Below are 15,146 nucleotides of genomic sequence, written 5' to 3'. Positions count from 1 at the left end.
TCCCGCCCGTCCTTTTTGGACGGGCGGGACGCCCATCCCACTTTCAAGAGTGGAAGTTATTTAATTCTCATTCCTAAACATCCTACCTTTAAAGTTGTTTTATTTTCCGTCTTGGCTAATAGGTTGCTTCGGCCAAGTAAACCGAAAAGTTGCTCCCTCACCTTCGGCAGATTCTAGGGAAATAGTGCCCCCTTGACCTTCGACAATTTTTTTCACCAGCGACAAACCAATCCCAGTATTTTCAACTTTATCACGAGCTTCCAAGGTCTGAAAAATCACAAAAACTTTATCGTGATATTGAGGATCAATTCCCGGCCCGTCATCCTCTACAGAAAACTCGTAAAAATCATCTAACTCTTTAACCGATATGTTTACGTGACCCGATTCAGCTCGGTTGTGCTTAATTGCGTTGCTAATTAAATTAGAAAAAACCTGCTGCAACAGCAATCTTTCTGCCACAAAAGTTGGCATTTCCGGTTCAACTTTCACCTCAAATCCAGACGGCGGCGCCAACGAATCAATAATTTCGGCTAATAAATTCTCAACTTTTACCATTTCCGAAGGCACTTGAATCCGTCCGACGCGGGAATATTGCAGCAGTCCCTCAATCAAACCTTCCATGCGGTAAACTCTGCCCCGCAGCAGGTTCATTTGGTGCAGAGTATCCTCTGTCATCGACTCGCTGAGGTCTTCTTCTATCCAACTGCTGAGATTGGCGATCGCCCTGAGTGGCGCTTTCAAATCGTGAGAAACTACATAAGCAAACTGGTCTAATTCTTGATTCCGCTTTCTTAAAACATTCGTCGTTTGAGCCAGATTTTGGGCTGTTAACCTCAATTCTTGAGCGCGCAACCGCAGCGATTCCTGCGCTTGTTTGCGATCCCTAATATCTTCAACCACACTCATCAAAAATTGAGTGCCATTTTCTTCTCGCAGCAGCGAAACCGTCAAGTTTGCCCACACCAACTCTCCGTCTTTGCGGATGTAGCGCTTTTCCAGAGAGAAATTTTCAATTTCTCCTGCTAACAATTGGCGCACAAGTTCCAGTTCACTTGCCAAATCTCCAGGCCAAGTAATCTCCTGAAATCTTTTCTCAACCAATTCTTGCCTGCTGTAGCCCAAAATATCGCAAAGTTTTTGATTGACTAACAGAAATTTGCCTTCCACACTCGCTTGCACCATGCCGACTGCCGCCTGCTCAAAAGTAGCGCGAAACCGCTGGGCGCTTTGGGCTAAAGCAATTTCTGAGCGTTTGCGATCGCTAATATCGTTGCTGATTTCCAAAATAGCAACCGGTTGATCTTGATCGTCGTACTGCAAAGTCCATCGGCTTGCCACCGTTATTTTTGTCCCGTCTTTCTTAGTTCGCACCAGTTCTCCTTGCCAAGAACCCTTCTCGAAAAATACTTTTTGAATTACCTCAAAAGGTTGAGCCCATTCTGTTTGTAAAAGCTTGTGAATATTTTTTCCTACTGCTTGCGACTTCCGCCATCCGTAGAGCCACTTCGCCCCCAAATTCCAATAAGAAATCGCCCCATTCAAGTCTAGTACCGCGATCGTATCGTTGGCCAAATCCAGCATTTGCGCTTGCTTTCGCAGAGTTTCCTCGGCTTGTTTCCGTCCTCTGGCATCGCGGCAAATCGCAATAAACAAGTGTTGATTTGCCAGACGCATTTCGCTGATAGCTAACTCCATCGGAAACTTAGTTCCGTCGTGGTGAATTCCAACTGTTTCTTGTTGGTAAGTCTTCAGCGTAGTATCTGGATGTAACACAAAATATTCTACCGAATAATCCCCCACGCTTTGGTACGGCTGGGGTTGAGCGATCAGTCGCCGCAGGTTAGAGCCAATTATTCGATCGGCTTTCTCGCCAAAAATCTTTTCTGCTGCCCTATTAAAAGACTCAATATTTCCCCGTGCGTCCAAAGTGATAATCCCGTCAGCCGCATTGTCTACCACAGCTTGAATGCGACTTTTACTTTCTTCCAAGCCTGCTTCCCGCTTCCTTAATTCCTTCTCTAAACCATCAAATAAATACCAGGAAGCCCCGGCGCCAAAACAGCCGCAAAGCAAACCAGCAACTTGCACAAAATTAGTGAAATCTATCAAACCCCGTCTTTGCTGATCTAGAGCTTTCTGGTAGGCTTCGCCGGCATTAGCAAACACATTAATTTTTGCACGCAGGTTATCCCTCCTCGCTTTGCCTTGAGTGAACACCTCAATTATTTCCGGCGACTGCACGCTTGTTGCCGAACTGTCGAGCTTATTCAAAGTGTTTTGCAAGAAATTTATATGCTGTTCGGTACTTTTTTTTATATCTTCAAATCGCTGAGCTTGCAGTTTGTTTTCTTGAACCATAACCTTGAGTTTAGCCAGCAGCGGAGGCAAACTCTTCTTGGCTTCTAAGTAGGGTGAGAGAAATGTGCGGCGCTTCGTCAACCCGTAACCTCGAATGCCCGTTTCCGCATCTACCACGAGGGTTAACAAGCGGTTAGTTTCCTGAAGTATTGCCCTATTAGTATCTCCTCGCTCTCTTATCTGTAGGGTAATCTCCCGGAGGGCTGCAATTGCTAGCAGGGAAGCAAACAGAAAAATAATGGGGATAGCAACGATGATTGTTCCCCGCTGGCGAATTGGTCGGTCTGTCCATACAAAGTGGAGGCAGCGATCGAGCAAATACTTCACGAATATTGAAGGAGAAAGTTTGCTGCCAGTATATCGCTTTTTGGCAGTTTAGGCTATGGATAAGTTTGTTTTGTTTAGTTGGACTATGGCCGGGGACTAACCGTGGAAACTAGATTAGACCCCTGCTATAGCTACCTGCTGACACTAACAGCAGATTTTTTGGCACGGTGTTTAAACGGAGGCAGGGAGAAAGAAAGGACTTTTTTCGACACCGAGACAGCAGGCGAAGCAGAAAGGATCGTTTCTGCTTTACCTTCGTTTTCGCCTTCGGCTTCTGCTTTTAAACTAGAGTCTGTTTCGCCAGTGTTTGGAACACTTGTAACTACAGTAGTCCACCTGCCTGTAGCCGGATCGCGATAACAAGTAAAAGGGTTTATTTTTAGCGGTTGACTGCAAGGTTTAATCATGTAGATGCACTCCTTTGATTCTGAGAAATTGTGCATTGCTTTCAGCAGCAATGCTATCTCGCCCGTAGAAGCAGTATGAAGGCAAAAAGCAGAATTGTGTTTCTGCGTCCAGAGACTTTTGAAACTTCCTGATTTCCTGTTAAATTTTGCCTTCTACTGCTTCGCGACCATAGCATTACTTTTACCAAATTGCCTTTCTGGAAGCAACCCCCCACCGCCTTAATTAGGTTGAGGTGGGACTTGTGAATGCAGCGAGGCCCCCGATCGTGCCTGCAGGACAATCTTGGAATAATATAGGTATTCTAGGCTGAAAAAAAATGCTACTGTGTGATCGACAACAGAGGTCGATCGCGATCGGTGTCACAATTAAAAAGGGAATGGGTAATTGGTAATGGGTAATTGGTAATTGGAAAATTGGTAATGGGGAAATTCTTCCATCTTTTGCCATCCGTTAAATCCGTTAAATCCGGTACACAATTCCGGGAAAAATTCCCACCCGTTAAATCCCTTAAATCCCCTACATTGCTAGTTACCCAACTTTTTTCTAACTAATATCAACTTTGGCATTTAAATGAACCGTAAAAGTAGAGCCAACATCCAACTCACTCTCAACAGTAATATCGCCGCCCATCATCTGGCAAAACAAGCGACTAATGGCCAATCCTAAACCGGTGCCGCCGTACTTGCGAGTAGTCGAAGCGTCCCCTTGAATAAAAGGTTGAAACAAACCCTGCTGCTGTTCGGCCGACATTCCAATCCCCGTATCAGATACCTGTAAATAAACCCAATCGCTGTCGCCTGCGGGTTCGCGAGTCGCGCTCAACAGCACCGTTCCACCTTCGGTAAACTTCAGGGCATTCGAGAGCAAATTGAACAAAATTTGCCGGACTTTAGTCAAATCTGCATACATCACTCCCAAATTGTCCGAGCAAGAAACTTGCAATTGATTGTGATTTTTTTCGACCAAAGGGTGCAAAGTTGCAACGACTTCTTCTATTAAATTACAGAGGTCAAATTTTTCTAAATAAAGCTCCATCCGACCGGCTTCTATCTTAGAAAGGTCGAGAATATCGTTAATTAAAGTCAGCAAGTGTTTGCCGGCGTTATAAATTTTTTGGGTATCGGGAATGATTTCTTCGAGTCCCGATTCCCGTGCTTCTTCTTGTAGCATTTCGCTGTAACCGATAATCGCGTTGAGCGGTGTCCGCAGCTCGTGGCTCATATTGGCTAAAAAAGTGCTTTTAGCTCTCGAAGCTGCTTCAGCTTTGTGTAAGGCTTCTTGCAAGGCTATTTCGGCTCTTTTGCGCTCGGCAATTTCGATGCGGAGCAGTTTATTGGCGGTGGTGAGTTGAGCGGTGCGCTGATCGACGGTCATTTCTAGCTGTGCTTTGGCTTTGGAAAGGGCTTCCTGAGCCCGCTGGCGCTCAAATCCTTCGATCGCCAGCGCTACCAAATTTGCCAAAGAATCAGCGAAGGTGCGCTCCTCCAGAGCCCACTGGCGGGGCGCGCCGATATGTTCGAGAGAGAGAATGCCCACGATCTGGCCACCGAGCCTAATTGCTACATTTAATATGGATGAATTCGGCTTGCTGGCATTTGGCAGCACACCGGAATGTTCGGCGAGGGAAGATGAGTGGGACAAATTTGTTTGTAGAGAGTTTTGAGTCTTTGTCGTAGGTTCTAAACCATTGTCCGATCGCAAATTTTCGCGCGGTGCGTCGCCTTCAACATCTAAAATTGATAAATTTAAATCGCTTGCCGATATGCACTCCCGGCTCAAATGATTCTCCTGGGTGCGATCGTACACGTCGAGACAAACTAATTTGAGGTTGGGGATTTTAAACTTAGAATGATTAACTCCCTCGTGTTGCTCTGGGGCAGCGGTATCTGTCTCGATTGCCTCTGTTTGGTTGTGGGCGAGTAATCTCTCAGTAAAATTTAGCTGGGGATCGCTGGGGTAGCGATTTCCAAATCTTCCATGGTTGTAAAGCCAGACGCTGACTTTTTCGACATCCAAAGTCCGGGCTGCAGCCTCGGTAATTTCGCGAATTCCCACATTCAGCGCACCGCTGTTGAGAGTCCTCTGCCTACCTAGCTGCAACAAAGCCAAACTCTGGCGGCGGAGGCGCTTTTCGCTCTCTTGGAGGGTTTGTTCTGCTTCCTTGCGCTGGGTGAGGTCGTACAAGGCGCACAATGCCGTCGGCTGGCCGTTAAACACCAGCGACTGAACCGAGATCATCGCCCAGAAAGCGGTGCCGTCTGATTTTTTACAGTGGAGTTCGTAGTTTTGCAGGTATCCCTCTTTAGCAAGTGCCTCAAGTACCTTTGGGCGATCGGCGGGGTTGAAGTAAAAGTCTGGAGTGCTGCAGCCGATCAATTTTTCTAGAGGTATGCTCAGGAGAGAAGCCAATTGAGCGTTCGCATACATAATCAAGCCGTCACAGAGGCGAGAAACTAATATCGGCACGGGAGTTGCCGAGGCGATCGCCCGAAACTGCTCTTCGCTTGAACGCAGCGCCAACTGAGCTTTGCTCAGCAAGTGAGCTTCCATCGTATCTGAATGTTCGGTGGTTGTCTCCAGCAAAAGTTCTAGGTCAACCTTTTCGCGCTTCAAGTTTTCAAGTTCCGCACTCAGCCGCTGAACGTCGAAAAGTAGCTGTTCTGTCGATGGTTCTTCCTGCATAGCAATTGAAAATTGGTAAATTTTAGTCTGTTCTGAAGTTTTTTATGGTTTTGTGCTAGTTTAACTATGACTTATTCCGATTAACTTCAGCCACCCTGATCCTGGTTCGCGGACTTAGCCGGGGATTTATCTTTACCTTTTTCGTTATTATTCCAATTCTAAGTGCAAGGAAGGCATCAGCCGCTGCAAGTTTTTCAGGGATTTCATCTGCCAGGGGATCTGTTTAGAACCTTTGATGGCGATTTGAATATTTTTTTGCTGGCGCACTTTGATCACAAATTTTGAGACAATATTAATTCCAGAACTATTTAAAAATTCTAGCTTTCGCAAGTCTAGAGTCACCGTGTTTGGGCAGGAGTCAGCCACTTCGTTGAGCAGATCGACGATCGGTGCGTATTCTTCCACCTGGCTGAGTCGGAACGATCCGCTACAGATGACTGTTTGCGTAGTGCGATCGTACTGGATCGTGTAATCTTTGGTCTGAATCTCCATACTTTTGTCAGTTGCCGATTTTGAGTGGTAAAGGCGCTTTGGCTGCGTGAGTGAGGATTGAGCTTCAGGCTAGCACGATCAAAATTCAGCCGTTTGCCGAATGCCGAATGCCTTTGCGTGTGTAACTTTTATTACATATACTGCCAACTGTACCATTGCCACAGGGCAGTTATGAGTTATTTTAGGATTTATCAGTTGTGTCAGTTGTGATACCAGTTGGCAAAAAGAGTGCAACTGTTGACTAGCTCTCAACCCTGGTAGTCATCAGTCATTGCCAATCTAACATCTCAAATCTCAAATCTCAAATTGTATGAGTTGTGGGGGTTAAGGAGACCAACTTTTGCTGAAGTTCCGAGCTATCAATTCGATTTATTTTCTCAAATTGGTATTGACAAAATCGCCAAAGTGTGAGAAATATTGCACATCTGACACTGAAGTGAAGGGGAGAATATTTAATGGCAATTTCAGGAATTACAGAAAAGCTTTTGGCGGCTAAAAAAGCTAAGGGAATTAGTTTTGCAGATTTGGAAAAACTTTTGGGGCGCGACGAAGTTTGGATTGCCGCGGTTATTTACCGTCAAGCTACCGCATCAGCAGATGAAGCCGAGAAAATTGTCTCGGCTTTGGGACTAGATAGCGAGACGGCTGCGGTTCTCTGTGAACCTCCGTTAAAAGGTTCTTTGGAGGCCTCGGTTCCGGTTGACCCGCTGATTTATCGTTTCTATGAAATTATGCAGGTTTACGGGATGCCACTCAAAGCAGTGATTCACGAAAAATTTGGTGACGGGATTATGAGCGCGATCGACTTTACTTTGGATGTCGAGAAAGAAGCAGACCCAAAAGGCGATCGAGTGAAAATAATTATGTCGGGAAAATTTTTGGAATACAAAAAATGGTAAGCCCGTGCGGCTTTATTTTCAAGTGAAAATGAAAAATTAAAATTGGCTCCCATGACTCATGACTAATCACTAAAGCCTCAAAAGTGTTAACTTAGAAACAGAGATCGCGAAGCTTGACTGCGCCAAAAAACCGAGACAAGCCCCCGACTTAAGTCGTGCAGAGCCCCAAATTTTAGACCCTAGTTCAGCTCCAAAATTCATCTGTGGAGTAAATCTAAAATCTAAAATCTAAAATCTAAAATCGACTGACTGGCTTGGGTGTCCGATCGGGAAACCCTTCTAGGGCACAGCTAAGGTAACTCCCGCGGCAACTTCCCCAGTCGAAACAAGCAACCGCAACCGTAAAGTAAGAGGCAAATATGTCAAAATATGACTCCCATCTCAGATGCTCCTTTTGCGGCAAGTCGCAAGAGTACGTCCGCAAGTTAATAGCTGGGCCCGGCGTCTACATTTGCGATGAATGCGTGGAACTGTGCAATGAAATTTTAGAGGAGGAGTTCTTTGACTCCAGTAAAACAATTGGCCAACAGATTCCCCAATCAGAGGTGCGAGAGTCTCAGGGACAAGGAACCAGGCGCCCAGGTCGATCGAATAAATCGAAAATTGTTTTAGCTCAAATTCCGAAACCAACAGAGATTAAGCAGCATTTAGACAACCACGTCATCGGCCAGCACTCAGCAAAAAAAGTCCTTTCTGTAGCAGTTTATAACCACTACAAGCGCTTGAGCGTTGACCAAGTAAAAGATAGCGACAAGTCTTCCCCTGACAGCGATGTAGAATTGCAAAAATCCAACATCCTGCTAGTCGGGCCCACAGGTTGCGGTAAAACTTTGTTAGCACAAAGTTTAGCGCAAATGCTCGAAGTCCCGTTTGCGGTAGCGGATGCGACGACACTGACAGAAGCTGGATATGTCGGCGACGATGTAGAAAATATCTTGCTGCGACTGTTGCAAATGTCCGATTTTGATGTGGAAGCGGCGCAGCGGGGCATTATTTATATTGATGAAATTGACAAGATTGCTCGCAAAAGCGAAAACACTTCGATCACTAGGGATGTATCGGGAGAAGGAGTGCAGCAAGCGCTGCTAAAAATGTTGGAAGGAACAGTGGTTAACGTGCCCCCGCAAGGCGGCCGCAAACATCCTTACCAAGATTTTATTCAAGTTGACACTAGCAAAATTCTATTTATTTGTGGCGGTGCTTTTGTCGGTTTGGAAAAAATAGTTGAACAGCGTTTGGGTAAAAAATCCTTGGGCTTTATTCAGCCAACAGAAACCGACAGCAACTCAACTTTGCCGGCGAAAGACAAGCGGGCCGCTGATATTTTGCAGCAGGTACAGCCGGACGATTTAGTCAAGTTTGGTTTGATTCCTGAGTTTGTCGGGCGGATTCCGGTGGTGACGGTGATTTCGCCGCTGGATGAGGCAGCTTTGATGCAGATATTGACTGAGCCCCGCAATGCGTTGGTGAAGCAGTATCAAAAGCTGTTGAAGATGGACAGCGTGGAATTGGAATTCCAGCCGGAAGCGCTACGGGCGATCGCCCAGGAAGCCTATCGTCGCAAAACGGGCGCGAGAGCTCTCCGCAGCATTTTAGAAGAGTTAATGCTGGATGTGATGTACGAGTTGCCTTCTCGCAAGGATGTGGCTAATTGTATGATTACTCCTGAAATGGTCGAGAAGCGATCGACTGCTGAATTGCTGTGGCATCCCGCATGGCGGCAGCACGAAACTGCATAATTTGTAATCTGTAGGGTGCTTGTGGCGCACCCTACAAACTACTAAACCAGCCCCCAGATTTATCCCTGGGGTCGCTTTCTCCCATCTAAAATCTAAAATCTAAAATCTAAAATCTAAAATCGATTGGCGGTAAGTGCGGTATGATGTGATTTCGCGATCGGTTCTAGCGGGGAGCAGCCGTTAGAGGAAACGGGGAAAGTTCGGTGCAAGTCCGGCGCTGTCCCGCAACTGTAATGAAACCCTTGGGGTTTCTCAAGTCAGAATGCCCGCCGATATATAACTCACTTTTGAACGCATCTGCGAGGTACGGATGATGGATGGAATTAACACGGCTGTACGCACAAAGCACAGTCTATTTGTTTGCACTGCTTGCGCTAGTGTTTGGAAAAACGGCAAGCGCGAAGGTAAAAGCGGCGGTCAACAATTTATGGAAAATTTGTCGCAACTCGCTAAAGATTGGGAGTTTTCTGATCAATTTGAGATTCAAGAGGTTGAGTGCATGAGTGCTTGCAGTCACTCTTGTGCGGTGTCTTTTGCTGCTGTTGGAAAGTACACTTATCTGTTTGGTGATTTACCAGCCAATGAGTCGGAAAGCGTCGAGGCTGTACTCGAATGCGCGGGTCAATACTATGCTAAACCGGACGGTTTGTTGCCTTGGTCTGAGCGTCCTCAAGCTCTGAAAAAAGGCGTTTTAGCAAAGATTCCACCACTACCAAATTAGAGTTTTTCTCCTTACCATGCTCGGCCCATTGGTGACAACTTAACGTCAAACCGATCGTCTCTCTTGTTTTTATCGAAATCTAGATCCCCCCTAACCCCCCTTAATAAGGGGGGGACAAGAAATATTCTCAAAGTCAACCCCTACTCCCCTTCTTAAGGGGGATTTAGGGGGATCTAGACTTCGCCTAAAAACGACATTTATGGTGGGTTTCCTAGTTCCCAGGCTCTGCCTGGTAACGCATACCCAGAGGCTCTGCCTCTTATTAAAACGCTTCTTTCTTCCAGCGAGGCAGAGCCTCTCGATTAGCATTCCCAGGCAGAGCCTGGGAACGAGATATCACACTACAACAACAAAATTATCAATGCACAAAATTCCTGTTACGGTCATCACTGGTTTTCTTGGTAGCGGCAAAACTACCTTAATTCGTCATTTATTGCAAAATAATCAAGGTCGCCGCATTGCTGTTCTGGTGAACGAATTTGGCGAAATCGGAATTGACGGAGAACTGCTGCGCGATTGCCAAGTTTGCGACGAAGAAGAAAATGTTAGCAGCAATATTGTTGAACTAACAAATGGTTGTCTTTGCTGCACTGTTCAAGAGGAATTCTTGCCGACTATGCAGGAATTGTTGAAGCGCAGAGAGCAAATTGATTGTATCTTAATTGAGACTTCGGGCCTCGCACTTCCTAAACCTTTGATTCAAGCTTTTCGCTGGCCGGAAATTCGCACCGGTGCTACAGTAGACGGTGTTGTTGCTGTTGTCGATTGCGAAGCTATTGCTAGCGGTTCTTTTGTCGGTGATATCGATGCTTTGATGGCACAGCGGCAGGCTGATGATAGTTTAGATCACGAAACTCCGATCGAGGAATTGTTTGAAGACCAGTTAGCCTGTGCCGATATGGTACTTTTAACGAAGGTCGATCGCGTGGATGCGGAAACTCACCAGAAAGTCCAAAGCTGGTTGCAACAAGAGTTACGTCCGAGTGTGAAAATTGTGCCTTGCAAAGGTGGCGAAATTAACCCCGATGTGTTAATGGGATTTAATGCGGCGGTTGAGGATGATTTGGAGTCTCGCCCAAGTCACCACGACACTGAGGAGGAACACGAGCACGATGATGATATTAACTCGACTTTCTTTATTGCCGATCGCGAATTTGAACCGGAAGCTTTGGTGAAAAAACTGCAATCGTTGATGCAGCAGGAGGAAATCTATCGGATTAAAGGGTTTGTGGCGGTTCCCAAGAAACCGATGAGGATGGTGTTGCAAGGTGTGGGCTCTCGGATAGAATATTTTTACGATCGCCCTTGGCAACCTTCCGAGATCCGCCAAACCAAATTAGTGCTGATTGGTCGAGAGTTAGAGCGCGATCGAATTGCAGCTATGATTAACAATTAATTGTCATCAGTCATTAGCCACACACGCTGACCTCAGAAACCGGGTTTCTTCCTATATTTCTCGTTCTTCCAAAACTCGTAGAAACCCGGTTTCTAGCCCTATGGGTAAGCCCTGAACCAAAGACTGCGTATTCCTGTAGTTAAAAACTCTTAACATTTTTTAATAAACTTGCTACTGCCAGCAAGTTTGGTGTAGAATAACGATAATGGTTATCATTGTACACTAATCGAGGTCAAGTATGGTGAGTGCTGGGGCGATCGAATCAGTTCCTGTTACCGTTCTCACGGGCTATCTGGGTGCAGGCAAAACTACGCTACTGAACCGAATTTTAACAGAGGAACACGGCAAAAAAGTTGCAGTCATCGTCAATGAGTTCGGCGAAGTAGGCATCGACAACCAACTGATAATTGATGCCGACGAAGAAATTTTCGAGATGAACAACGGCTGCATTTGCTGTACAGTCCGAGGCGATTTAATTCGGATTATCGGCAACTTAATGAAGCGGCGAGACAAATTTGACCACATAGTCATCGAAACCACAGGTTTAGCCGACCCCGCACCAGTAATTCAAACCTTTTTTGTAGACGAAGATATGCGGGACACATTACTGCTAGATGCAGTTGTCACCGTAGTCGATGCCAAGCACATCTGGCAGCACTGGGACGCAGACGAAGCTCAAGAACAAATTGCATTCGCCGATGTAGTTTTGCTCAACAAAACTGATTTAGTGACTGACGAAGAATTGGCAGAATTAGAAAAGCGAATTCGCGCCATGAATGCAATGGCAAAAATTCACCGTACTCACAATGCTGAATTACAAATGGATGCTTTGTTGGGCGTCAAAGCATTTGATTTGAACCGGGCATTAGAAATCGAACCCGACTTTTTGGGCGAACACACTCACGAACACGACGAAACTGTTACCTCGGTAGCAATAGTCGAATCCGGTGCTATTGATGGCAACAAATTTAGCGATTGGGTCGGCGAATTGTTGCGAACTCAAGGCACGAATATCTTTCGGACAAAAGGCATTTTGAATATGGCTGGAGAAAACAACAGATTTGTGTTTCAAGGAGTGCATATGTTGTTCGATGGCAGACCGGATCGACCTTGGAAAGATACAGAAATTCCGAAAAATGAGCTTGTATTTATCGGTCGGAATTTAAACGAAAATCAATTGCGAGAGGATTTTCGTAAATGTCTGGTTTAACTGACATATTGAAGCATTTTCAATAAGCCTTTTAGCAACAGGCAAGATGCCTGTTCCACAAGATGAAAATTCATCTCTTGTGGAAGGGAACAGGCAAGATGCCTGTTCCACAAGATGAAAATTCATCTCTTGTGGAAGGGAACAGGCAAGATGCCTGTTCCACAAGAAGAGAATTCATCTCTTGTGGAAGGGAACAGGCAAGATGCCTGTTCCACAAGAATAAAATTCATCTTTTTGTGGAAGGGAACAGGCAAGATGCCTGTTCCACAAGAAGAGAATTCATCTTTTTGTGGAAGGGAACAGGCAAGATGCCTGTTCCACAAAAAGAAAATTCATCTTTTGTGGAAGGGAACAGGCAAGATGCCTGTTCCACAAGAAGAGAATTCATCTTTTGTGGAAGGGAACAGGCAAGATGCCTGTTCCACAAGAATAAAATTCATCTCTTGTGGAACGGGCATCTTGCCCGTTCTTAAGAATAGTACAATATGTCAGATTCAATAAATATGGGTAACAAAAAGACAAATAAAAGTGAACTAACCCTGCAATTTCACGCTAAAAAAATGCTGTCTGACTACGTAACTGCTGTTACTTGGTCGCCGGATGGCAAAACTTTAGCAGTCTGTTCCGCTGCGGGCGAAGTGATGTTAGGGACTGTAGGGACAATGAATGAATTGTCCTTGCAACCGCTACAAACTGCTACGGGTAAATCAGCCGATTGCTTGTCTTTTTCACGCGACAGTCAATTCCTAGCTGCTGGCGGACAAGACGGACGGGTGCAAATTTGGCGCGTTAATTCTGGGGAATTAATTGCTAATTTGGACAACCAGCGCGTCTGGGTGGACAAGTTAGTTTGGAGTCCGAACTGCAATCAGTTAGCTTTTAGTATGGGCCGCTGCGTTCAAGTTTGGAATGCTGATGATGATGTTGTTGAAGTAACGCTGAATTTCGACTCATCATCTATCCTCGATTTAGCATGGCATCCTGTTGTTAAATATCTGGCAGTTAGCGGCTATCAAGGTGTCAAAGTTTGGGACGGCGAAGACTGGGACGAAGACCCGCACGTCTTGTCAGTACCGTCTGCAACAGGTGCAATTTCTTGGGATACGTCAGGGAAATATTTAGCTTGCGGTAATATTGACAACACCCTAATTGTTAATGAATGGGGCAGTTCTCAACCGTGGATAATGCAGGGTTTTCCGGGGAAAGTTCGGCAGTTAGCTTGGTCGGGTAAAACTAATTCTTTGGGTGCACCTTTGTTAGCTGCTTCGAGTTCTCAAGGCATTTCTGTCTGGGAAAGAGACGCTGATGAAAGAGTCGGTTGGGAAGGTTGGGCGTTAGAAGTGCATGAAAAAGTTGTAAATGCGATCGCCTTTCAACCTACCACATTTTTATTAGCTTCTGCAGCCGCAGATGGTCAAGTTTGTTTGTGGTATGAAGCAGAACAATTGCTGCAAATTCTCAAAGGTGCAGAGGGCGGTTTTTCCTGTCTCGCATGGCATCCCGAAGGCCAGCTTCTCGTGGCTGGCGGCTGTGGAGGCGAATTGCTGGTTTGGTCAAAGTCTATGCGTGGCAAAGGCTTCGGGGGGCGCTAAGTTCGCATAGGCACCGGTTTGACCAAAACATAAACAATTGAAAACTTTAGGACTTACCCACGGGTATCCAGAAACCGGGTTTTTCGAGCGTCTACTTCGTTGCATACCGCATCGAGTAAAAAACCCGGTTTCTAAGCGTCGAAGTGCGTCCTGGAGTGTTATCCTCTCTTTCTTGTCAAAATCCCTTGACTGGGACTGAACAGCAAAGCTACTAAAAATAACCCAAAAACAACTAATACAATTGCGGCACCAGAAGGCATATTCCAATAATAGCTGAGATACATACCAGTCACGCTAGCTATAATCCCAATAATTGCTCCTAATCCCATCATTAAATGTAGCTCTTTTACCAACAAATACGCCGTCATTCCCGGCCCGATTAACAGCGAAATTACTAACAGCGCTCCCACGGTTTGCAAACTCGCAACAATCGTCAGCGTAATCGCCGAAATCATCCCCAAATAAATCCAGTTTACAGGCAAACCGCAGGCTTGCGCCCCCAGGGGGTCAAAAGTATAGAATAGCAGTTCTTTGTAAAAGATTTTAACGATCGCCAAAATAATCAAAGTTATCACAAAAGTCTGCTGCACGTCAGCAGGTGCAACTGACAATATATTCCCAAACAAAAACCCATCAAGGTCTAATTTGGTTGTCCGCAACAGGCTAATTAAGGTGACGCTAATTGCTAAAAATGTCGATAAAATTAATGCCATGACTGCATCAATTTTTAGGCGCGATTGGGATTGAATCCACGCCATAATCACGGCGCTGATAATTCCCGATATAAAGGCACCGATCGAAATATTGAAACCTAAAGAAAAAGCTACGGGCAATCCTGCTAATACTGAATGGGCAATCATGTCAACCATCATTCCCATTTGCTGTACAATTAGGTATGAACCGACAACGGCGCAGAGAATTCCTAGCAAAATGCCGACGGCGATCGCATTTCGCATGAACTCGAATTGTAGCGGCTCAATTAGTAGGTTTAACATTGAATTAGGTTAATAATAGGTTTTTTTTAACTACAATCAATTGCACAGGCGTCCCGCCTGTGCCACAATCTACTTCACAGGCGGGACGCTTGTGCCACAATCAATTGCACAGGCGGGACGCTTGTGCCACAATCAATTGCACAGGCGGGACGCTTGTGCCACAATCTACTTCACAGGCGGGACGCTTGTGCCACAATCAATTGCACAGGCGGGACGCTTGTGCCACAATCAATTGCACAGGCGGGACGCTTGTGCCACAATCTACTTCACAGGCGGGACGCTTGTGCCACAATCAATTGCACAGGCGGGACGCTTGTGCCACAATCA

13 protein-coding genes and 1 riboswitch are annotated in these 15,146 nt (G+C 45.7%); of the genes, 8 read left to right on the top strand and 5 right to left on the bottom strand.

The window, feature by feature from the left end; genetic code table 11:
* Nucleotides 1–99: 99 nt before the first annotated feature.
* The 4 genes from QUB20_RS26195 to QUB20_RS26180 form a co-directional block, all read right to left on the bottom strand.
* On the bottom strand, nt 100–2,685 hold the full coding sequence (locus QUB20_RS26195) for a PAS domain S-box protein (protein WP_333247688.1): 2,586 nt from the start codon (nt 2,683–2,685) through the stop codon (nt 100–102).
* Nucleotides 2,686–2,816: 131 nt separating this feature from the next.
* Nucleotides 2,817–3,092: a hypothetical protein gene (locus QUB20_RS26190; protein ID WP_333081403.1), complete on the bottom strand. Its 276-nt coding sequence runs from the start codon at nt 3,090–3,092 to the stop codon at nt 2,817–2,819.
* Nucleotides 3,093–3,636: 544 nt separating this feature from the next.
* The gene (locus QUB20_RS26185) at nt 3,637–5,775 is read right to left on the bottom strand and encodes an ATP-binding protein (protein ID WP_333247684.1); all 2,139 of its coding nucleotides are present in this window, start codon (nt 5,773–5,775) and stop codon (nt 3,637–3,639) included.
* Between the two features lie 147 nt (nt 5,776–5,922).
* Entirely contained in the window at nt 5,923–6,267 is a 345-nt protein-coding gene (locus QUB20_RS26180) for a slr1659 superfamily regulator (RefSeq protein WP_333241491.1), read from the bottom strand.
* Nucleotides 6,268–6,722: 455 nt separating this feature from the next.
* Between QUB20_RS26180 and cynS the strand changes: the two genes are divergently transcribed.
* The 7 genes from cynS (at nt 6,723) to QUB20_RS26145 (ending at nt 13,824) form a co-directional block, all read left to right on the top strand.
* Entirely contained in the window at nt 6,723–7,166 is a 444-nt protein-coding gene (gene cynS / locus QUB20_RS26175; protein ID WP_333241493.1) for a cyanase, read from the top strand.
* Nucleotides 7,167–7,525: 359 nt separating this feature from the next.
* Nucleotides 7,526–8,905: an ATP-dependent protease ATP-binding subunit ClpX gene (gene clpX / locus QUB20_RS26170; RefSeq protein WP_333241495.1), complete on the top strand. Its 1,380-nt coding sequence runs from the start codon at nt 7,526–7,528 to the stop codon at nt 8,903–8,905.
* Between the two features lie 141 nt (nt 8,906–9,046).
* A riboswitch (cobalamin riboswitch) is annotated at nt 9,047–9,193 on the top strand.
* 22 nt (nt 9,194–9,215) lie between these two features.
* The gene (locus QUB20_RS26165; protein WP_333127447.1) at nt 9,216–9,626 is read left to right on the top strand and encodes a DUF1636 domain-containing protein; all 411 of its coding nucleotides are present in this window, start codon (nt 9,216–9,218) and stop codon (nt 9,624–9,626) included.
* Between the two features lie 361 nt (nt 9,627–9,987).
* A complete protein-coding gene (gene cobW / locus QUB20_RS26160; RefSeq protein ID WP_333247681.1) occupies nt 9,988–11,022 on the top strand; it encodes a cobalamin biosynthesis protein CobW in 1,035 nt (344 codons plus the stop codon).
* 238 nt (nt 11,023–11,260) lie between these two features.
* Nucleotides 11,261–12,232: a GTP-binding protein gene (locus QUB20_RS26155; RefSeq protein WP_333247679.1), complete on the top strand. Its 972-nt coding sequence runs from the start codon at nt 11,261–11,263 to the stop codon at nt 12,230–12,232.
* A gap of 98 nt (nt 12,233–12,330) precedes the next feature.
* Nucleotides 12,331–12,705, top strand: coding sequence for a hypothetical protein (locus tag QUB20_RS26150; RefSeq protein WP_333247677.1), 375 nt, complete (start codon nt 12,331–12,333; stop codon nt 12,703–12,705).
* Between the two features lie 12 nt (nt 12,706–12,717).
* Nucleotides 12,718–13,824: a WD40 domain-containing protein gene (locus QUB20_RS26145; protein WP_333247675.1), complete on the top strand. Its 1,107-nt coding sequence runs from the start codon at nt 12,718–12,720 to the stop codon at nt 13,822–13,824.
* A 158-nt stretch (nt 13,825–13,982) separates the two neighbouring features.
* Here QUB20_RS26145 and QUB20_RS26140 read toward each other — a convergent pair whose 3' ends face one another.
* Complete coding sequence (locus QUB20_RS26140) at nt 13,983–14,819, bottom strand: metal ABC transporter permease (protein ID WP_333247673.1); 837 nt, start codon at nt 14,817–14,819, stop codon at nt 13,983–13,985.
* Nucleotides 14,820–14,910: 91 nt separating this feature from the next.
* Here QUB20_RS26140 and QUB20_RS26135 point away from each other — a divergent pair.
* Nucleotides 14,911–15,146, top strand: a 236-nt coding sequence (locus QUB20_RS26135) for a hypothetical protein (protein WP_333291761.1), incomplete at its 3' end; no start/stop codon positions are given.

This window comes from Microcoleus sp. B4-C2 (assembly GCF_036705265.1).
Lineage (GTDB): Bacteria > Cyanobacteriota > Cyanobacteriia > Cyanobacteriales > Microcoleaceae > Microcoleus.
Note: the sequence above shows the minus strand (reverse complement) of the source record. Positions and strands in the feature narration are given on the sequence as shown.

Bases quoted from the DNA above. Each gene is read 5' to 3' on its own strand.
- QUB20_RS26190 (WP_333081403.1), bottom strand. From the start codon at position 3,092: ATGATTAAACCTTGCAGTCAACCGCTAAAAATAAACCCTTTTACTTGT.
- QUB20_RS26185 (WP_333247684.1), bottom strand. From the start codon at position 5,775: ATGCAGGAAGAACCATCGACAGAACAGCTACTTTTCGACGTTCAGCGG.
- QUB20_RS26180 (WP_333241491.1), bottom strand. From the start codon at position 6,267: ATGGAGATTCAGACCAAAGATTACACGATCCAGTACGATCGCACTACG.
- cynS (WP_333241493.1), top strand. From the start codon at position 6,723: ATGGCAATTTCAGGAATTACAGAAAAGCTTTTGGCGGCTAAAAAAGCT.
- clpX (WP_333241495.1), top strand. From the start codon at position 7,526: ATGTCAAAATATGACTCCCATCTCAGATGCTCCTTTTGCGGCAAGTCG.
- QUB20_RS26165 (WP_333127447.1), top strand. From the start codon at position 9,216: ATGATGGATGGAATTAACACGGCTGTACGCACAAAGCACAGTCTATTT.
- cobW (WP_333247681.1), top strand. From the start codon at position 9,988: ATGCACAAAATTCCTGTTACGGTCATCACTGGTTTTCTTGGTAGCGGC.
- QUB20_RS26155 (WP_333247679.1), top strand. From the start codon at position 11,261: ATGGTGAGTGCTGGGGCGATCGAATCAGTTCCTGTTACCGTTCTCACG.
- QUB20_RS26150 (WP_333247677.1), top strand. From the start codon at position 12,331: ATGCCTGTTCCACAAGATGAAAATTCATCTCTTGTGGAAGGGAACAGG.
- QUB20_RS26145 (WP_333247675.1), top strand. From the start codon at position 12,718: ATGTCAGATTCAATAAATATGGGTAACAAAAAGACAAATAAAAGTGAA.
- QUB20_RS26140 (WP_333247673.1), bottom strand. From the start codon at position 14,819: ATGTTAAACCTACTAATTGAGCCGCTACAATTCGAGTTCATGCGAAAT.